General features: G+C 58.3%; 18 protein-coding genes. 12 read left to right on the plus strand and 6 right to left on the minus strand.

Going from position 1 to position 19920, the window contains the following annotated elements:
• Positions 1-8: 8 nt before the first annotated feature.
• The 4 genes from crcB to ftsK form a co-directional block, all read right to left on the minus strand.
• Complete coding sequence (gene crcB / locus PSPTO_RS17300; RefSeq protein WP_011104506.1) at positions 9-383, minus strand: fluoride efflux transporter CrcB; 375 nt, start codon at positions 381-383, stop codon at positions 9-11.
• Positions 383-1705, minus strand: coding sequence for a replication-associated recombination protein A (locus PSPTO_RS17305; protein ID WP_011104507.1), 1323 nt, complete (start codon positions 1703-1705; stop codon positions 383-385). Before PSPTO_RS17305 ends, crcB begins: the two co-directional genes overlap by 1 nt.
• Before the next feature lie 17 nt (positions 1706-1722).
• Entirely contained in the window at positions 1723-2346 is a 624-nt protein-coding gene (gene lolA / locus PSPTO_RS17310) for an outer membrane lipoprotein chaperone LolA (protein WP_005767395.1), read from the minus strand.
• 76 nt (positions 2347-2422) lie between these two features.
• The gene (ftsK, locus tag PSPTO_RS17315) at positions 2423-4828 is read right to left on the minus strand and encodes a DNA translocase FtsK (protein WP_010200894.1); all 2406 of its coding nucleotides are present in this window, start codon (positions 4826-4828) and stop codon (positions 2423-2425) included.
• A gap of 477 nt (positions 4829-5305) precedes the next feature.
• Here ftsK and aat point away from each other — a divergent pair, with 477 nt between their 5' ends.
• The 3 genes from aat to infA all read left to right on the plus strand — a co-directional run bounded on the left by aat (position 5306) and on the right by infA (position 7083).
• A complete protein-coding gene (gene aat / locus PSPTO_RS17320) occupies positions 5306-5995 on the plus strand; it encodes a leucyl/phenylalanyl-tRNA--protein transferase (protein ID WP_005767399.1) in 690 nt (229 codons plus the stop codon).
• Between the two features lie 60 nt (positions 5996-6055).
• A complete protein-coding gene (locus tag PSPTO_RS17325; protein ID WP_005767401.1) occupies positions 6056-6763 on the plus strand; it encodes an arginyltransferase in 708 nt (235 codons plus the stop codon).
• 101 nt (positions 6764-6864) lie between these two features.
• Entirely contained in the window at positions 6865-7083 is a 219-nt protein-coding gene (gene infA, locus PSPTO_RS17330) for a translation initiation factor IF-1 (protein WP_003405083.1), read from the plus strand.
• A 116-nt stretch (positions 7084-7199) separates the two neighbouring features.
• Here infA and clpA read toward each other — a convergent pair whose 3' ends face one another.
• On the minus strand, positions 7200-9473 hold the full coding sequence (clpA, locus tag PSPTO_RS17335) for an ATP-dependent Clp protease ATP-binding subunit ClpA (protein WP_011104508.1): 2274 nt from the start codon (positions 9471-9473) through the stop codon (positions 7200-7202).
• Between the two features lie 30 nt (positions 9474-9503).
• Entirely contained in the window at positions 9504-9866 is a 363-nt protein-coding gene (clpS, locus tag PSPTO_RS17340; RefSeq protein WP_003380148.1) for an ATP-dependent Clp protease adapter ClpS, read from the minus strand.
• Between the two features lie 214 nt (positions 9867-10080).
• Here clpS and cspD point away from each other — a divergent pair, with 214 nt between their 5' ends.
• The 9 genes from cspD to PSPTO_RS17385 all read left to right on the plus strand — a co-directional run bounded on the left by cspD (position 10081) and on the right by PSPTO_RS17385 (position 19681).
• Positions 10081-10356 (plus strand): cold shock domain-containing protein CspD, encoded by a 276-nt coding sequence (gene cspD / locus PSPTO_RS17345; RefSeq protein WP_044392708.1) that lies wholly within the window; start codon positions 10081-10083, stop codon positions 10354-10356.
• A gap of 633 nt (positions 10357-10989) precedes the next feature.
• Complete coding sequence (locus PSPTO_RS17350; protein WP_011104510.1) at positions 10990-13221, plus strand: NADP-dependent isocitrate dehydrogenase; 2232 nt, start codon at positions 10990-10992, stop codon at positions 13219-13221.
• Positions 13222-13346: 125 nt separating this feature from the next.
• A complete protein-coding gene (locus PSPTO_RS17355; RefSeq protein ID WP_003380135.1) occupies positions 13347-13793 on the plus strand; it encodes an NUDIX hydrolase in 447 nt (148 codons plus the stop codon).
• 60 nt (positions 13794-13853) lie between these two features.
• The gene (mnmA, locus tag PSPTO_RS17360; protein ID WP_011104511.1) at positions 13854-14984 is read left to right on the plus strand and encodes a tRNA 2-thiouridine(34) synthase MnmA; all 1131 of its coding nucleotides are present in this window, start codon (positions 13854-13856) and stop codon (positions 14982-14984) included.
• Positions 14984-15604 (plus strand): high frequency lysogenization protein HflD, encoded by a 621-nt coding sequence (gene hflD / locus PSPTO_RS17365; protein WP_005767416.1) that lies wholly within the window; start codon positions 14984-14986, stop codon positions 15602-15604. Before mnmA ends, hflD begins: the two co-directional genes overlap by 1 nt.
• Positions 15605-15735: 131 nt before the next feature.
• A complete protein-coding gene (gene purB / locus PSPTO_RS17370; RefSeq protein ID WP_003380132.1) occupies positions 15736-17106 on the plus strand; it encodes an adenylosuccinate lyase in 1371 nt (456 codons plus the stop codon).
• A 60-nt stretch (positions 17107-17166) separates the two neighbouring features.
• The gene (locus PSPTO_RS17375; RefSeq protein WP_007246030.1) at positions 17167-18333 is read left to right on the plus strand and encodes a cupin domain-containing protein; all 1167 of its coding nucleotides are present in this window, start codon (positions 17167-17169) and stop codon (positions 18331-18333) included.
• Complete coding sequence (locus PSPTO_RS17380) at positions 18326-18757, plus strand: GNAT family N-acetyltransferase (protein ID WP_005767420.1); 432 nt, start codon at positions 18326-18328, stop codon at positions 18755-18757. Before PSPTO_RS17375 ends, PSPTO_RS17380 begins: the two co-directional genes overlap by 8 nt.
• A gap of 177 nt (positions 18758-18934) precedes the next feature.
• On the plus strand, positions 18935-19681 hold the full coding sequence (locus PSPTO_RS17385; protein WP_011104512.1) for a secretin N-terminal domain-containing protein: 747 nt from the start codon (positions 18935-18937) through the stop codon (positions 19679-19681).
• Positions 19682-19920 lie beyond the last annotated feature (239 nt).

A 19920-nucleotide genomic window follows, 5' to 3' on the forward strand; every position in this document is an offset into this window, starting at 1 on the left:
CTCGTCTATCAAAGTCTGGTCAGGGACAGGCCAGCCCAGGTTGCGAGCAGCCCGCCGAATACACTGATACCGGCATAGCCCAGAGCCAGCGGTACTTGCCCGCTTTCCAGCAGGCGCAGCGTATCCAGTGAAAAGGATGAAAAGGTCGTCAGACCGCCTACAAAGCCGACAATCAAGCCGGCACGAATTTCGACGGGCACTTCAGGCCGTGACAAAAACAGGCCATACAGCACACCGATAATCAGGCAGCCGACAATGTTGACTGCCAGCGTCGCCGCATAAAAATAACGTGGCCAGTTGGCGCTTACCCAGGTACCTGCTGCAAAGCGCAATAATGTACCAGCGATCCCGGCGATCGACACCGCAAGAATGGTTTGAATCATCACTTTCTCCGCTGGCGAGCGCTGGCGGTGTCCAGCGCGTTCAGATGCCTGAGCTTCTCACCGATCTTGAGCTCAAGGCCGCGCAGCACGGGTTGATAATACTGGCGTGGCTCCAGTTCGTCCGGAAAGTAGTCTTCGCCTGCAGCGTAAGCTTCCGGCTCGTCGTGGGCGTAACGATATTCTTCACCGTAACCGAGTTGTTTCATCAGCTTGGTCGGCGCGTTGCGCAAGTGCAACGGAACCTCCAGCGATCCGTGTTCGCCCGCTTCGCGCATCGCAGCCTTGAATGCCATGTAGACCGCGTTGCTTTTCGGCGCACAGGCCAGGTAGACAATGGCCTGCGCAACCGCCAGCTCACCCTCGGGGCTGCCGAGTCGTTCCTGCACATCCCACGCCGACATGCACAATGGCAGCGCGCGCGGATCGGCATTGCCGATGTCTTCACTGGCCATACGCACCACGCGCCGCGCCAGGTAAAGCGGGTCGCACCCGCCGTCGATCATGCGCGCAAACCAGTACAGGGCGGCATCCGGGTTGGAGCCGCGAATGGATTTGTGCAGGGCCGATATCTGGTCATAAAACGCCTCGCCGCCCTTGTCGAAGCGGCGTCGGCTGTCGCCTAGCAGACTCTGCAACAACTCGATATCAATCTCGCTGCCATCCTCGGCCAGATCGGAGGCGTTTTCCAGCAGGTTGAGCATGCGCCGGCCGTCACCATCAGCAGCGGCCATAAGCATCGCGAATCCTTCGTCACTCAAGGTCAGCTTGCGCTGGCCGAGCCCGCGGTCTTCGGTCAGGGCGCGATTGACCAGTTTGCGCAACGCCGCCTCGTCGAGGCTTTTGAGCACGTAGACGCGAGCTCGTGACAACAAGGCGTTATTGAGTTCGAACGAAGGGTTTTCAGTGGTTGCGCCGATGAAAATCAGCGTGCCGTCCTCAACGTAAGGCAGAAACGCATCCTGTTGCGACTTGTTGAAGCGATGCACTTCGTCGACAAACAGAATCGTGCGCTTGCCGTATTGCCCGGCCTGTTGCTTGGCGACTTCCACGGCCTGGCGAATTTCCTTGACCCCGGCCAGCACCGCCGAAACAGTCTCGAAATGTGCATCCGAAACCTTGGCCAACAACCTGGCCAGCGTCGTCTTGCCGACGCCGGGCGGGCCCCAGAAGATCATCGAGTGCAGCGCGCCCTGTTCCAGCGCCTCGCGCAGAGGCTTGCCGTGGGCCAGTACGTGCTCCTGACCGACATACTCATCCAGATTGGTAGCACGCAAACGTGCAGCCAGAGGCTGAGCTATCGGTTCGCGACTGAACAGGTCCATGTCAGGAATAGGCCCTTTTACTCTTGAATGACATCAGCGCCCTTGGGGATCTGGAACTGAAACTTGCTGGCAGCAATCGACTCGTTGGCTTTGACGCCGGTGAACAGAATGTTGGTGCGCTGCCCGACGCTGTCGATCAACTGCATATCATTGATGATGCCGTTGCGAAACGACAGGCGCAGGCTGTCGAACAGCGTGTCCTTGGTCTTGGGCTTGAGCATGAAATCGATCACACCACCAGCTTCTTTCGCGGTGATATCAAAACTTTCGCTGATCTTCGACACGTCACCGGACAGCAGCAATGCCGGGGTCTGTGTCAGGCGCTGATCAAGCTTCTTGATCGTGACCTGCTCCAGATCAGGGTCCCACAGCGAGACCTTCTTGCCGTCGGAAACCATCAGTTGTTCCTGAGGCGCGTCGGTGTGCCAGTTGAACAGGCCTGGGCGCTGCAAGGCCATTTCGCCTGTGGTTTCCTGCAGCTGCGTACCGCCGCCGTCCAGCGTCAACTGCGAGAAGCGTGCGGTCAGCGTCTGGGATTTTTCCAGCAATTGGGTCAGACGTGCCACGTCCTTGCCATCGGCATGGGCCGGGATGACGGAGAAGGTCAGTGCGGTGGCCAACAGCATGCGGATAAGACGCATGGGATTCCTCTTTGAAGTCGATGATGATGCGACAGCGCGCCGTGCACGCTGTCGATGCAAACCGGGGTGGTAAAACTCAGTCGCGTACCGGCCCGGGGGCCAGGACTTCACGCGAGCCGTTGGTGTTCATGGAGGTCACAACGCCTGCCATTTCCATCGCTTCGATCATGCGTGCGGCACGGTTGTAACCAATCTTGAGTTTGCGCTGCACGGCAGAAATTGATGCACGACGGCTTTCGAGGACGAATTTCACGGCTTCATCGTAAAGGGCATCGCTTTCGCTGTCTTCACCGCCCTCACTGCTGCCGCCATCAAAGCCGCTGCCGGGCTCTTCCACACCAGCGAGAATATCGTCGTTATAGTCAGGAGAGCCACGCAGCTTCCACGCTTCCACCACACGGTGCACTTCTTCGTCGGAAACGAATGCACCGTGGACGCGAATTGGCAGACTGGTGCCCGGTGGCATGTAGAGCATGTCACCGTGACCCAGCAATTGCTCGGCGCCACCCTGATCGATGATGGTGCGTGAGTCGATCTTGCTCGACACCTGAAACGCCATGCGCGTCGGGATGTTGGCTTTGATCAGACCGGTAATCACGTCAACCGAAGGACGCTGGGTAGCCAGAATCAGGTGGATACCGGCCGCACGAGCCTTCTGCGCAATACGCGCAATAAGCTCTTCGACCTTCTTGCCGACGATCATCATCATGTCGGCAAATTCGTCTACCACCACCACGATGGTCGGCAGCTTGGTCAGCAGCGGCGCTTCGTCGTGGATGCTTTCGCGCTTGTACAGCGGGTCGGCCAGCGGCTCTCCGGCATCCTGCGCTTCCTTGACCTTCTGGTTGAAGCCCGACAGGTTACGCACGCCCATCTTCGCCATCAGCTTGTAGCGGCGCTCCATCTCGGCAACGCTCCAGCGCAGGGCGTTGGCAGCGTCCTTCATGTCGGTCACCACCGGACATAACAAATGTGGAATGCCTTCGTAGATGGACAGCTCGAGCATTTTCGGGTCGATCATGATCAGCTTGGCATCTTCCGGGCCGGACTTGAACAGGATCGACAGGATCATCGCGTTCACACCCACCGACTTACCGGAACCGGTCGTACCGGCCACCAACAGGTGAGGCATTTTTGCCAGATCGGTAATCACCGGCTTGCCGCCGATGTCGTGGCCCAGCGCGAGGGTCACAGGCGACTTGGCGTTATCGTATTCGGGGGTCGACAGTACCTCGGAGAACCGCACGATCTGGCGGTCTTCGTTGGGAATTTCGATACCCACGGTGGTCTTGCCCGGAATCACCTCGACCACACGCACGCTGGTCACGGCGAGCGAACGTGCGAGGTCCTTGGCCAGGTTGGAGATACGGCTGACCTTTACGCCAGCGGCCGGCTGAATCTCGTAGCGGGTGATGACCGGGCCTGGATGAATCGAATCCACCGAGACCTCGACACCGAACTCCTTGAGCTTGATTTCCAGCAGATGACCGACCGCCGCCAGAGACTCCGGCGAATAGTTGAGCTGCTTCTTTTCCGCCGGATCAAGGATCGAGATCGGCGGCAAGGTGCCTTCGACGGCGCTGTCAACGAACAACGGGGCCTGTTTTTCCTTCAGGACGCGCTTGCTTGGCTCTGCCGGCTTCGAAGGTGCTGGGGCGATGACCGCAGGCACGTGTTTTTCGCGCTCGGTCATGTGCTTGCTCAGCGACACTTCGCGCTCGATGATGCGCTCTCGGGCCTTGGCCTGCTCGCGACGGTCCGGGGCGACAGGCGCCACGACATCGTTCACGCGCATATCGACCTCGCGCAACTGCGCAACCATCTGCTTGCGCTCGGCACGGGCAGTCCACCAACGGTTCGCCGCGCCCTGAAACAACTCGAACAGGTCCAGGGTGATCTTGCCGGTGACGTCCATCACCTTGAACCACGACAGATCGGTAAACACTGTCAGGCCGAACAGGAACAGGGCAATGAACAGCAAGGTACTGCCCTGGATGTTCAGCGCCCTCTTGGCCAGATCGCCCAACACTTCGCCCAGCACACCGCCCGCCGAGCCCGGAAAACCCGCCGAGAAGTGGAAATGAATGTGTGCCAGCGCAGCACCCGCCAGTATCAGGAAGACCAGCCCGATCAGGCGCCACGAGAACAGCCAGCCGCTCCACTGCCAGGGTTCATGACGATGACGAAACACCTGCCAGGTCTTGATCGCCAGCAGCAACGGAAATATGTAGGCGAAATAGCCCAGAATCATGAACAGGATGTCGGCACAGAACGCACCGGCCCACCCTGCGGCGTTCTGAACCTGCCCGGCATTGCTGCTGGTATGGCTCCAGCCAGGGTCGCTCTGGTCGTAGGTCAGCAAGGCCATCATCAGGTACAGGCACAGTGCGCCAAAGGCGATCAGGGCCCCTTCCTTGAGCCGGTAGTGCAATTGCTGCCGCCATAGCGGAACAGCGCTGGGTGCTGGGGTGGATTTCTTCAAAACGCTTTAATTCCTGCGCTGGAGCGCGAACATCTCGTTGATTGACCAGTAACGGCTGTCGGACGGCACTGACTGCTCCCGTGTGGACAGGGATGGCAGACACCGGGAAACCCGTTGGACAGACGCTTGAATGATAATACCCAAAGCAGGCATTGTACGGCTTTACACACAGCGGGGTCTGTACGAAAACGCGCCAGACCGTGCTCAGACACCTCTGCAACACCGGAAAGACCAGACATGCCTGCGTATTCGCTGATAACGTCCAATTTGAGCATGCATTCCGTTTTGTGACAAAGGCTTATGACGTGTTTCTGGCAACTACTCGCAACTTTTCAGGCCGGGCCATCGCCGCCATGCGGGCGCATTACCGCAAGTACAAGGTACGCGCCATAATGACAACCGCTTGTGACCACGCCCGCCGTACAGAGTTGCATCTTCAGGCCTGTGCGCCCTCCCCTTCCGCAAAGTCGTGATGCCATGCTGACCTGGTTAAACCGCAACAACCTGGATTTCCCCCCATTGGAGAAAGCCCTTCGTGAACCCGACGGGCTGCTGGCAGCCGGTGGAGACTTGTCGGCCGACCGCCTGATCAAGGCCTATCGGCATGGCTGCTTTCCGTGGTTCCAGGAGGGCCAGCCCATCCTGTGGTGGTCACCTGATCCGCGCACCGTGCTGTTGCCCGAAGAGCTGCACATCTCGCGCAGCCTCGGCAAGGTACTGCGCCAGTCTCGTTATCGCGTGACCTTCGACACGGACTTTGCCCGCGTGATCAAGGCCTGCGCGGCGCCTCGCAGTTACGCCAATGAAACCTGGATCACCGGCTCGATGCAGGACGCCTACCTGGAGCTGCACCGCCGCGGCCATGCGCACAGCGTCGAAGTCTGGGATCAGGATGAGTTGGTCGGCGGGCTTTACGGCCTGGCGATGGGTCAGCTGTTTTTCGGAGAGTCGATGTTCAGTCGCGCAGACAACGCCTCCAAAGTCGGCTTTGCCACGTTGGTAGAGCACTTGACCGACTGGGGTTTTGTACTGATCGACTGCCAGATGCCTACTCAACACCTGCACAGCTTTGGCGCACGCTCGATTCCTCGCCAGACTTTTGCCGATTACCTGGCCCGCCATCTGGACCAGCCGACCGACGCCGACTGGTTATCTAGGCGAGTTTGACAGGCTGGCATACACTCATCGGTATGGATTTACCTTTTAAGCGGCGATTAGGCGGCGATCATGACAGAGCTGGCAAGGCTGAAGTTTTATGCCACTCAACCCCACACCTGCAGTTACCTGCCCGAGGAGCAGGCGACGACCCTGTTCCTGGACCCCAGCCAGCCGATGGATGTACAGGTCTATGCGGACCTGTCGGACATGGGCTTTCGCCGTAGCGGCGATCATCTTTACCGCCCTCACTGCCAGAACTGCAGCGCTTGCGTGCCCGCGCGCATCCCTGTGAACCTGTTCGTACCTGACAGACAGCAAAAGCGCATCCTCAAGCGTAATGCCGACATTCAGGTAAGCAGCGCCAAACCGGTGTTCACTCAGGAGTATTTCGATCTTTACCAGCGCTACATCGAGCAGCGCCACGCCGATGGCGACATGTTCCCCCCTAGTCGTGAGCAGTTTTCGACGTTTCTGGTTCGCGATCTGCCGTTTTCGCGCTTTTACGAATTTCGTGTTGACCAACGCCTGCTGGCAGTCGCCGTTACCGACCTGCTTCCCAACGGCCTTTCTGCGGTCTACACCTTCTACGAACCTGACGAAGAGCGCCGCAGCCTGGGCCGCTACGCGATTTTGTGGCAGATCGGCGAAGCCACCCGGCTGCAACTGCAAGCGGTGTACCTGGGCTACTGGATAAAGAACTGCAAAAAGATGAATTACAAGACCCAATATCGCCCCATCGAGCTACTGACCAATCAAAGATGGGTCACTCTGTATTGAACCCCTTGGCTTAAACTGGTTTTTTCGGGCACAATGCACGCCGCTTTTGCCTGGCGCCACTTGCACCGGGCCACTCATTTGTATACCGAGGGCTTTACTGCATGTCGAAAGAAGACAGCTTCGAAATGGAAGGCACTGTCGCCGACACCCTGCCCAACACCATGTTTCGTGTGGAGTTGGAAAACGGGCACGTCGTAACCGCGCATATATCCGGCAAGATGCGCAAGAATTACATCCGTATTCTGACCGGCGACAAGGTGCGTGTAGAACTCACGCCCTATGACCTGAGCAAAGGGCGCATCACCTACCGCGCTCGTTAAACAGGCATCAACGAAAACGCCCGGCATAAGCCGGGCGTTTTTGTTTGCGTGTTTTATCAGTTGTGGCTGCCGACCCACCCCGCATCAATCAACAATACGGGGCAAGGTTTACGGCGTCAGGCCATTTCTGCCGTGGTTTCGAAATCGAACGTGATCTCGCCATCACGAATGTCGATGTGCACGACGCCGCCATGCTCTGACAACTCGCCAAACAGGATCTCTTCAGCCAACGGCCGTTTGATCTTGTCCTGAATCAGGCGAGCCATCGGGCGTGCGCCCATCGCTGCATCGTAACCGCCCTGCGCCAGCCAGCTTCTTGCCGCCTCGGAGACTTCGAGCAGTACGCGCTTGTCTTCCAGTTGAGCCTGAAGCTCGGTAAGGAACTTGTCCACCACGCTCTTGATGACTTCGTGACTGAGACGACCAAACTGAATGATCGTGTCCAGACGGTTGCGGAACTCCGGCGTGAAGCTCTTCTTGATCACTTCCATGGCATCAGACGAGTGGTCCTGATGCGTGAAACCGATAGAAGCCCGCGCCGCGGATTCAGCACCGGCGTTAGTGGTCATGATCACGATCACGTTGCGGAAGTCCGCCTTGCGCCCGGTGTTATCGGTGAGCGTACCGTGGTCCATCACCTGCAACAGCAGGTTGAAGACTTCCGGATGCGCTTTCTCGATTTCATCGAGCAGCAGCACGCAATGCGGCTGCCGGGTAATGGCTTCCGTCAGCAGACCGCCCTGATCGAAACCGACGTAGCCTGGAGGCGCACCGATCAAGCGAGAAACGGTGTGACGCTCCATGTACTCGGACATGTCAAAACGAATCAGCTCGACACCCAAGGCTTTTGCCAGCTGACGAGCAGCTTCGGTCTTGCCGACACCGGTAGGCCCGGCGAACAGGAAGGAACCGACCGGCTTGTCCGGCGACTTGAGCCCTGCGCGCGACAGCTTGATGGCCGTAGACAGCGAATCGATCGCCGCATCCTGACCAAACACCGTCAGCTTGAGATCGCGCTCCAGGTTACGCAGCAGCTCCTTGTCGGAACTGTTGACGTGTTTCGGCGGAATACGGGCGATCTTGGCGACAATGTCTTCAACCTGCGGAACATCGATGCGCTTGACGCGTTTTTCGACCGGCTGCAGACGCTGATAGGCACCCGCTTCGTCAATCACGTCGATGGCCTTGTCGGGCATATGACGGTCATTGATGTAGCGCGAGGCGAGCTCAGCGGCGGCGCGCAAGGCTTCATCGCTGTATTCGATGCTGTGATGCTGCTCGAAACGGCTTTTCAGGCCGCGCAGGATTCCGATAGTGTCTTCGACCGAAGGCTCGGACACGTCGACTTTCTGGAAGCGACGTGCCAAGGCACGGTCCTTCTCGAAAATCCCGCGAAACTCCTGGAACGTCGTTGAACCGATGCAGCGAATCTCGCCGGAAGACAGCATCGGCTTGAGCAGGTTCGAGGCATCCATCACCCCGCCGGACGCCGCACCGGCACCAATGATCGTGTGGATCTCGTCGATGAACAGGATCGCCTGCGGACGCTTACGCAGCTCATTGAGCAGCGCCTTGAAGCGCTTCTCGAAATCACCACGGTATTTGGTCCCCGCCAGCAAGGCACCCAGGTCAAGCGAATAGACAACGCTGTTGGCAAGCAGGTCAGGCACCTGATTGTCGACGATACGCTTGGCAAGACCCTCGGCAATGGCGGTTTTACCCACCCCGGCCTCTCCGACCAGCAGCGGGTTGTTCTTGCGCCGACGAGCGAGAATCTGCGCCACACGCTCGACTTCGCTTTCGCGGCCGACCAGTGGATCGATGCGCCCCTGACGCGCCAATTCGTTCAGATTGCTGGCATAGGCATCCAGAGGATTGCCTGAGGAAGATGCTTCACCGCCCTCGTCGTCCTGCATATCTTGCTCACCTTCAGAAGAGTGTTCGCCATGCCCTGGAACCTTGGAGATACCGTGGGCAATGTAGTTGACGACATCAATCCGGGCCACACTCTGCTGCTTGAGCAGAAATACGGCCTGGCTTTCCTGCTCACTGAAAATTGCGACCAGCACGTTGGCGCCAGTCACTTCGCGCTTGCCAGAGCTTTGCACGTGGAAGACAGCGCGTTGCAGAACGCGCTGAAAACCCAGCGTCGGTTGAGTCTCGCGGTCCTCGTCGTGGACGGGGATCAGCGGCGTGGTGGAGTCGATGAACTCCTGCAGATCATGCTTGAGTTTATCGAGGTTTGCGCCGCAGGCACGCAGGACAGTGGCTGCAGCCTCATTATCCAATAGAGCCAGCAGGAGATGCTCGACCGTCATGAACTCATGACGCTTCGAACGTGCCTCCTTGAAGGCAAGATTGAGGGTGACTTCGAGCTCACGGTTTAACATAGCTTCACCTCATACCCAAGTGGTCGGCGTTTAACCGTCCTTCTCGATCTCACAGAGTAGCGGATGCTGGCTCTCCCTGGCGTATTGATTGACCTGCGCTGCCTTGGTCTCGGCGATGTCGCGGGTAAACAATCCGCAGACTGCCCGTCCCTCTGTATGGACGGCCAGCATGACTTTGGTGGCCAGCTCACGATTCAGGTTAAAAAACACCTCGAGCACTTCGACGACGAAATCCATCGGGGTGTAGTCATCATTGAACAAAACCACCTTGTACATCGGTGGCGCCTGCAGGGTCGGTTTGGCGTCCTGCACCGCGATGCCTGCCGAGTCGTCCTCGTGTGACTGCGGACCATCCTGATTGAATGTTAGTCGAATCTTGCTGAATGCATGCATGGAAAGAAATGTTCGTTTGAGGGCGGATTGAGCAACTAGTCGCAGTCTGACCGGTTTTTAAATGGACTGCCGCATGACCTTGACTATCAGCTAAACGGTGTTACAAACAATAGAGCCCACATTGGGTAAAAAGGGTCCGCGCAGTCAACCAAAATTTTTCGGTGAGGCGGATTGAAGTGGACGATACTCCTGAGGGAGTCCTTTGCAGAGGGATATGGCGATGCTTAACGGAAAAGTCAAGTGGTTCAACAATGCAAAAGGTTATGGATTCATACTCGAAGACGGTAAGCCTGATGAAGACTTGTTCGCTCATTATTCGGCCATCCAGATGGACGGCTACAAAACCCTCAAAGCCGGCCAGCCGGTCAGATTTGAGATCATTCAAGGGCCAAAAGGTTTGCATGCGGTGAATATCCAGTCATCTCTGGCCAAAATAGGCGAACCGGTAAAGAGCGCGCATGCGCATACACCTGAACACGCACACGCTTGAAGCCTGTCATTCAGAAATAGTATGACATGTGACAGCTGATCCCCGATCGTCGGTTCAGCTGGCAGGATTGCCTACAGTGCGCAATGAGATTGTGCCGGACCTTGAAGACGCTGCAGTTTTGCTCTCCTCAAACCGTCGTGACTCCCCAGGGTATCGAATTAGCGGTTATTGCACCGCGGATGCCCCGACCAAAAGCGCGCCGCCACCGCTCGAAGTGCGGAACCCGTAACAGAATGTCACTGTTTCTCCCCTCCCCTCGAATAATCTGCCATCCAGCGGGCCTGCCTGACGCATGTCGCACCCCTGAATGCATGCCTGCCCATCGGCACCTTCGACCAACGGCGGATATTCATTATTCGATAGCACGCATAGCATTAATGCTTGGTGCCAATGGTTTGATATACTCGCGCCGTGACCGCAGAGTCATAAAGGCTGACCCGTCTGAAACCAGACCCTCAACCTTCTTATGCGTCGGGTCGCTACCTGGCCTGACAGCTTGACGCTCGACTGATGCACCCAACATCACCGCGAATAAACCTCGACCTGGGCTCATGGCCGAACCGTGGGCAAGAGTGCATACCCTGCGCGTATCGAGATTTTGTGCATGCTCAGCAAAACAGAGAGTTAATACGAATGTCCAACCGCTCGAAGATCATCTACACCTTCACCGACGAAGCTCCGGCCCTCGCCACCTACTCGCTGCTGCCTATCATCGAAGCTTTCACAGCCTCCTCCGATATCGACGTGGAAACGCGCGACATCTCTCTGGCGGGCCGTGTTCTTTCCAGCTTCCCGGAGTCGCTTGGCGCCGATCAACAAGTGCCGGATCATCTCGCCGAGCTGGGCAAACTGGCCACCACGCCAGAAGCCAACATCATCAAGCTGCCTAACATCAGCGCTTCGGTCCCACAACTGAAAGCGACCATCAAGGAGCTTCAGGAGCAGGGCTTCAACATCCCCGACTACCCGGAAAACCCTGCCACTGACGCGGAAAAAGAAATCCGCGCGCGTTACGACAAGACCAAGGGCAGCGCTGTAAACCCGGTTCTGCGCGAAGGCAACTCCGATCGTCGTGCCCCACTGTCGGTCAAGAACTACGCGCGCAAGCACCCGCACAAAATGGGCGCCTGGGCTTCCGACTCCAAGGCCCACGTTGCGCACATGAGCAACGGCGACTTCTACGGCAGCGAAAAAGCCGCGCAGATCGAAGCTGACAGCACTGTAAAGATCGAACTGGTCGCTCAGGACGGCACCACCACCGTCCTGAAAGAAAAAACGGCCCTGAAGGCCGGCGAGATCGTCGACTGCTCGGTCATGAGCGCCAAAGCACTGCGCAGCTTCATTGCCGCCGAGATCGAGGACGCCCGCAAGCAAGGCGTTCTGTTCTCGGTGCATTTGAAAGCCACCATGATGAAGATCTCCGACCCGATCATGTTCGGTCAGATCGTCGCCGAGTTCTACAAGGATGCGCTGACCAAGCACGCTGACACGCTGAAACAGATCGGCTTCAGTCTGAACAACGGCATCGGTGACCTTTACGAGCGCATCAGCGCCCTGCCTGCCGAGAAACAGGCGGAAATCAAGGCTGACATCGAAGCGGTCTACGCGGTTCGTCCACAGCTGGCGATGGTCAACTCCGACAAGGGCATCACCAACCTGCACGTACCGAGCGACGTGATCGTCGACGCATCGATGCCGGCCATGATCCGTGACTCGGGCAAGATGTGGGGCACAGACGGCCAACTGCACGATGCCAAAGCAGTGATCCCGGATCGTTGCTACGCCACCATCTATCAAGCCGTCATCGAAGACTGCAAGAAAAATGGCGCTTTCGACCCTACCACCATGGGCAGCGTACCGAACGTTGGCCTGATGGCGCAGAAGGCCGAAGAATACGGCTCCCACGACAAGACTTTCCACATCCAGACCAATGGTGTGGTTCGTGTGACCGACGGCCAAGGCAACCTGCTGATGGAACAGAACGTCGAAGCGGGCGATATCTGGCGCATGTGCCAGGCCAAGGACGCGCCGATCCAGGACTGGGTCAAACTGGCGGTCAACCGCGCTCGCGCCAGCAACACGCCGGCCATCTTCTGGCTGGACGCTTCCCGCGCCCACGACAGCGTGATGATCGAGAAAGTCCGCAAGTACCTGGGCGACCACGATACGTCGGGCCTGGACATCCAGATTCTTTCGCCAGTCGACGCCATGAAGCTGACCCTGGAGCGCACTCGCGCCGGTAAGGACACCATTTCGGTGACCGGTAACGTGCTGCGCGACTACCTCACCGACCTGTTCCCGATCATGGAACTGGGCACCAGCGCGAAGATGCTGTCGATCGTTCCGCTGATGAACGGTGGCGGCCTGTTCGAAACCGGCGCCGGCGGTTCGGCTCCCAAGCATGTTCAGCAGTTCGTTGAAGAAAACTTCCTGCGCTGGGATTCGCTGGGCGAGTTCCTGGCCCTGGCGGCCTCGCTGGAGCACCTGGGTAACGCGTACAACAACCCGAAAGCGCTGGTTCTGTCCAAAACCCTCGACCAGGCCACTGGCGAGTTCCTGGATCGCAACAAGTCGCCTTCGCGCAAGGTCGGCGGTATCGACAACCGCGGCAGCCATTTCTACCTGACCCTGTTCTGGGCGCAGGCACTGGCTGCTCAGGATGACGACGCAGACCTCAAGGCGCAGTTCACGCCTCTGGCCAAAACCCTGACCGACAACGAAGAAAAAATCGTTGCCGAGCTGAATGCCGTTCAAGGCAAGCCAGTGGACATTGGCGGTTACTATTTCGCCAATCCGGAAGTAACCAGCAAAGCCATGCGCCCTAGCGCAACGCTCAACGCAGCTATTGATGCGTTGAAAGCGTAAACGGCAAACCGGCGCAACGCTTTACCTCGTTGCCCAACCAAAAGCCCCGGCCTGCGTGTCGGGGCTTTTGCATTCAAGCGCTTGAAACACCGGCACCCCATAGACTGCAAGCAGAGGATCAACCCATGACCTGGCAAGCCCATGTTACCGTCGCCACCATCGTCGAGGATCAGGGCCGTTTCCTGTTCGTCGAGGAAATGAAAGGCGGCCGCGCCGTACTCAATCAACCTGCCGGGCATCTCGACCCGAATGAGAGCCTGCAACGTGCGGCAGTGCGGGAAACCCTGGAAGAAACCGGCTGGGACGTCGAACTGACCAGCGTGGTGGGTATTTACCTGTACACCGCGCCAAGCAATGGCGTGACCTATCAGCGAATCTGCTTCGCCGCCAAAGCCCTGCGCCACAATTGTGAGTATCAGCTGGACCACGGCATACTCGGCGCGATCTGGCTGACTCGCGACGAGTTGCTGGCTCAGCAGGAGCGCTGGCGCAGCGAACTGGTCATGCGCTGCCTCGACGATTACCTCGACGCCGAACATTTCAGTCTCGACCTGCTGCGCGACAAGGCGTGAGACTCGACGCCCTCAGCCTGATAGAATCGCGTCCTTTTACAGGTCAGCCGTTGAACCCCCATGCGTGATCCAGCCCCCTCGAACTCAGAAATGAAGCGCGTCATAGTCGGCATGTCCGGCGGCGTGGACTCTTCCGTTTCCGCCGTACTGCTCATGGAGCAGGGTTATCAGGTGGAAGGCTTGTTCATGAAGAACTGGGAAGAAGACGACGGAACGGAATATTGCACCGCCCGCGAAGACCTGGCAGACGCCCAGGCTGTGTGCGACAGGATCGGTATCAAGCTGCACACGGCCAACTTCGCCGCCGAGTACTGGGACAACGTCTTCGAGCACTTCCTCGAAGAGTACAAGGCCGGACGCACGCCAAACCCGGACATCCTCTGCAACCGGGAAATCAAGTTCAAAGCCTTTCTGGACTATGCCTTGATGCTGGGCGCCGATCTGATTGCAACCGGCCACTATGTGCGCCGTCGCGATATCGACGGGCGTACCGAGCTGCTCAAGGGCCTGGATCCGAACAAGGACCAGAGCTACTTCCTGCATGCCGTCGGTGGCGAACAAATCGCCCGGACGCTGTTCCCGGTAGGCGAGCTGGAAAAACCGCAAGTGCGCGCCATTGCCGAGAAACACGGCCTGGCGACGGCCAAGAAGAAGGATTCCACCGGCATCTGCTTCATTGGCGAGCGCCGCTTCACCGATTTTCTGCGCCAATACCTGCCCGCCCAACCCGGCGACATCAAGACCACCGAAGGCGAAGTCATCGGTCGCCACAGTGGCCTGATGTACCACACCATCGGTCAGCGCCAGGGCCTGGGCATTGGCGGCCTCAAGGACGCCAGCGACGACCCGTGGTACGTGCTGGTCAAGGACCTGGACAACAACGAACTGATCGTTGGCCAGGGCAATGATCATCCGTGGCTGTTTTCGCGGGCGCTGGTGTCTTCGGAAATCTACTGGGTCAACCCGATCGACCTGAGCAGCCCGCGCAAACTCACCGCAAAAGTCCGTTATCGTCAGAGCGACCAGCCGTGCACGCTGGAAAAAACCGCTGGCGGCTACCGGGCCACATTCGATGACCCGCAACGCGCTGTAACGCCCGGCCAGTCCGTGGTGTTCTACGATGGCGAAATCTGTCTGGGCGGCGGCGTGATCGAAATTGCCGAACCCTGGACCAGCAAGGACAAGCGTTGATGACCCCGATTCAGGAACAACTGATCGCTCTGGGTGGCGTATTTCAGGCCGCCGTGCTGGTTGATCGGATCGCCAAGACCGGCCAGGTCAGCGAAGCGGCACTGAGCTGCATGCTCGGCAGCCTGCTGGTGGTCGACCCGAAAGACACGCTGGACGTCTACGGCGGTGATGACCTCAATCTGCATGAGGGCTATCGCGCCATGGCCAGCGCTCTGGAGCGCGACCCGGCGACACTGCAGCGCGAGCCGCTGCGCTATGCCCTGTCGATGCTCGGCCTGGAGCGACAACTGGCCAAGCGCGACGACCTGCTCGAAATCATTGGCAAACGCATCCCGGTGATTCAATCGCAGGTCGAACATTTCGGCATCGCTCACGAAAACGTGATCGCCGCGACCGGCGCACTTTACGAAGACACCCTGAGCACCCTGCGCCAGCGTATTCAGGTGCAGGGCGACATGCGCAACCTGCAGCAACCGAACAACGCGTCGAAGATCCGTGCCATTCTGCTGGCAGGTATTCGCTCTGCGCGCCTGTGGCGGCAAGTTGGCGGTCATCGCTGGCAGCTGGTGTTCAGCCGTCGCAAGCTATTGAAAGAACTCTATCCGTTGCTGCACGGCTGATCCGCCGTGCACCAGTAACCCTCACCACCTCAGGCACGACGCGCTCTACGCGAGTCAGCGGACTCCGGTCCTGCTGACTTTTCATGTATGATGTGCGCCCTTTTCGTTGCCAGACTGTCCGAGAGCATCCCATGCAGCTTTCTTCGCTCACTGCGGTTTCCCCTGTTGACGGCCGCTACGCCGGCAAAACCCAAGCCTTGCGCCCTATTTTCAGCGAATACGGCCTGATCCGTTTCCGCGTGATGGTTGAAGTCCGCTGGCTCCAGCGCCTGGCGGCTCACCCACAGATCACCGAAGTTCCGGCCTTCTCCGCGCAAGCCAATGCCATTCTCAATACTCTGGCTGAAGACTTTTCGGTGGAGCACGCCGAGCGCGTCAAGGAAATCGAGCGCACCACCAACCACGACGTCAAGGCCGTGGAATACCTGCTCAAGGAACAGGCTGCCAAGCTGCCGGAACTGGAGAACGTCAGCGAGTTCATTCACTTTGCCTGCACCAGCGAGGACATCAACAACCTGTCCCATGCTCTGATGCTACGCGAAGGCCGCGACACCGTGATGCTGCCGCTGATGCGCCAGATTGCCGACGCTATCCGCGAACTGGCAATCCGCTTCGCCGACGTGCCGATGCTTTCGCGCACCCACGGCCAGCCAGCCTCCCCAACCACGCTGGGCAAGGAACTGGCCAACGTGGTTTACCGCCTGGAACGCCAGATCACCCAGATCGCCGCAGTGCCTTTGCTGGGCAAGATCAACGGCGCGGTCGGCAACTACAACGCCCACCTTTCTGCCTATGCCGATATCGACTGGGAAGCCAATGCACGCGCCTTCATCGAAGACGAACTGGGCCTGGGCTTCAACCCCTACACCACGCAGATTGAGCCGCACGACTACATTGCCGAGCTGTTCGACGCCGTTGCGCGCTTCAATACCATCCTGATCGACTTCGACCGCGATATCTGGGGTTACATCTCCCTGGGCTATTTCAAGCAGCGCACCATCGCTGGCGAAATCGGTTCGTCGACCATGCCGCACAAGGTCAACCCGATCGACTTCGAAAACTCCGAAGGCAACCTGGGTATCGCCAATGCGCTGTTCCAGCACCTGGCGAGCAAGCTGCCTGTCTCCCGCTGGCAGCGCGACCTGACCGACTCCACCGTGTTGCGTAATCTGGGCGTTGGTTTTGCACACAGCGTGATTGCCTACGAAGCCAGCCTCAAAGGCATCAGCAAGCTGGAATTGAACGAGCAACGCATTGCTGCCGATCTGGACGCCTGCTGGGAAGTCCTGGCCGAACCGATCCAGACCGTAATGCGTCGTTACAACATCGAAAACCCGTATGAAAAATTGAAAGAACTGACACGCGGCAAGGGCATCGGCCCTGAAGCACTGCAAACTTTCATTGACGGTCTGGATATGCCTGCCCAAGCAAAGGCAGAGCTGAAGAAGCTCACGCCAGCCAATTACATCGGCAATGCGGCAGCCCAGGCCAAGCGCATCTGACACGCAAAAAAATTGCACACGCCCGGCTGTGCCGGGCGTTTTCATTTCAAGGGCTTACACATGAATCCTGATATTCCTCTTCAATTTCTGGGCGGCATCAGTGCACGCGTTTTCCTGCGTGACTACTGGCAGAAAAAACCGCTTCTGATCCGTCAGGCCTTGCCGGACTTTCAAAGCCCGATCGATGCAGACGAACTGGCCGGCCTGGCTCTGGAAGAAGAAGTCGAGTCACGCCTGGTCATCGAAAACGGCGAACGCCCCTGGGAGCTGCGTCGCGGCCCGTTCGCCGAAGACGAGTTCAGCAAGTTGCCCGAGCGCGACTGGACCCTGCTGGTGCAGGCCGTGGACCAGTTCGTTCCGGAAGTCAGTGAACTGCTGGAAAACTTCCGTTTTCTGCCAAGCTGGCGTATTGACGATGTGATGATCAGCTATGCCGCACCTGGCGGCGGCGTCGGCCCGCATTTTGATAATTACGACGTGTTCCTGCTGCAAGGCCACGGCAAGCGCCATTGGCAGATCGGCCAGATGTGCGATGCCGAAAGCCCGTTGCTGCAGCACGCCGACCTGCGCATCCTTGCCGAATTCGAAAAAACCGAAGAGTGGACGCTGGAACCCGGTGACATGCTTTATCTGCCGCCACGCCTGGCCCATTGCGGCGTCGCTGTTGACGATTGCCTGACCTATTCGGTTGGCTTCCGCGCCCCTGGCGCTGCGGAAGTGCTGACCCACTTCACCGACTTCCTCAGCCAGTTCATTCCGGACGAAGAGCGCTACACCGACGCTGATGCGCAGCCGGTCAGCGATCCGCATCAGATCCAGCACGACGCACTCGACCGCCTCAAGGCGCTGCTGGCCGAGCACATGAGCGACGAACGCCTGCTGCTCACCTGGTTTGGCCAGTTCATGACCGAGCCACGCTACCCGGAACTGGTCACCGGCCCGGAGCTGGAAGAGGCCGACCTGCTCGACAGCCTCGAACAGGGCGCTGTACTGATTCGCAACCCGAGTGCAAGGCTGGCCTGGTCTGAAGTCGACGACGATCTGCTACTGTTTGCCAGTGGTCAGAGCCGTTTGTTGCCGGGCAGCCTGCGTGAGCTGCTGAAACTTATCTGTGCCGCCGACGCATTGCACAGTGAAAACCTCGGCCAATGGTTGGCCGATGACGATGGACGCAATCTGCTTTGCGAACTCGTAAAACAAGGAAGCCTGGGATTCGCCGATGAATAAAGTCACTGTAGCTGTCGCCCAATGGCAGAAGAACAACGCCGATATCCGGCGCATACGCGATTCGGTATTTATTGCCGAGCAGTCCGTGCCACCCGAACTGGAATGGGATGCCGAGGACGCCGGGGCTGTGCACTTTCTCGCATATGAAGGGGAATACGCAGTAGGCACCGCCCGCCTGCTGCCCGATGGTGAAATTGGTCGCCTGTCTGTGCTCAAGGACTGGCGTGGCCTGAAGGTCGGCGAGGCATTGCTCAGCGCGGTGATTCACGAAGCCGAGCAACGCGGGCTCAAGCCGTTGAAGCTCAGCGCTCAGGTGCAGGCTGTCGAGTTTTACCAGCGCTTCGGCTTTACCGTGGTCAGTGACGAGTTTCTCGAAGCCGGTTTACCGCACGTCGAGATGCGCCGCGAAACACCTGAAAACTGAGTATGTAGGCGCTTTTCACGGCACTACATAATGATCGCCCTGCCCTCTTCCGCTCGACACCGCCAAGGTCGAAATGAAAAACGGCAGGGCTTTTTTGTGGCGGGCCATTCAGCCTGATCCCTTATGGCCGATACAGTGGCAAACTCATGCTTTACGCGCTTACCGCGGAGAATGAACATGTCAATCCGTAACCTGCTTAACATAGTGCTCACCTCAGTACTGATCGCATTCAGCGCTCAGACCCTCGCTGCGACCGAAGTGGTCCCACTCAGCTACCGCACCAGCGCTGATCTGCTACCGGTGGCCAAATCTTTTCTGGGTGCCGATGGTTCAGTCAGCGCCTATGGCAATCAGCTGATCGTCAATGCAGATTCGCGCAAGATCGAAGAACTTCGCAGCCTGATATCGCAACTGGATACCGCGCCAAAGCGCTTGTTGATCAGCGTCGACACCAGCGAAAACGCCACGAGCAGCAGCAATGGCTCACGCGTTATCGATTACGGCACCGCGAGCCGCGACGGCGGCGGCGTGCAGCAGGTTCAGACCAGCGAAGGTACGCCGGCATTGATTCAGGTCGGACAGAGCGTCCCGCTGACGTCTTCGTCCACAGACTCCTACGGTTACTCACAGAGCAACACTGAATACCGCAATGTCACCCAAGGGTTCTATGTCACGGCCAGCGTGACCGGCGACAACGTTCACCTGACCATCAGCACCAACCATGACCGCATGAGCCAGGAACGCCCTGACGCCATCAAGGTGCAAAGTACCGACAGCCAGGTGAGCGGCCGTCTCGGCGAGTGGATCACACTGGCGAGCAATAGCGATCAATCCGCTGCCGATCAGAGAGGCTTTGCCCAACGCTATTCCACTCAGGGTCGCAGCGACATGATTTTGCGCGTGAAGGTCGAAAGTCTCGAATAGCCTGAACTGGCACGAAAGCCAGTACCTTCGGGACTTTTAGTGACTCATCAGTCTTGCCCTACAATTATGTAGTGAAACTAAAAAAGCACTACAAAACGTTTGACGCCCCCTACCCCCCGAGGCATGATTGCCTCGCTCCCGCTGATCGAAGGCTTCGCAAAAACCCTTCGATCGTCGCTCTCCGAGCAGCGAGCAGCCATCTACAGTGCCTTCGGTAAACGAGGCTTTTTGGCGGAGCA

Origin of the sequence: Pseudomonas syringae pv. tomato str. DC3000, assembly GCF_000007805.1 — a bacterium.
GTDB classification, from domain to species: Bacteria; Pseudomonadota; Gammaproteobacteria; order Pseudomonadales; family Pseudomonadaceae; genus Aquipseudomonas; species Aquipseudomonas avellanae.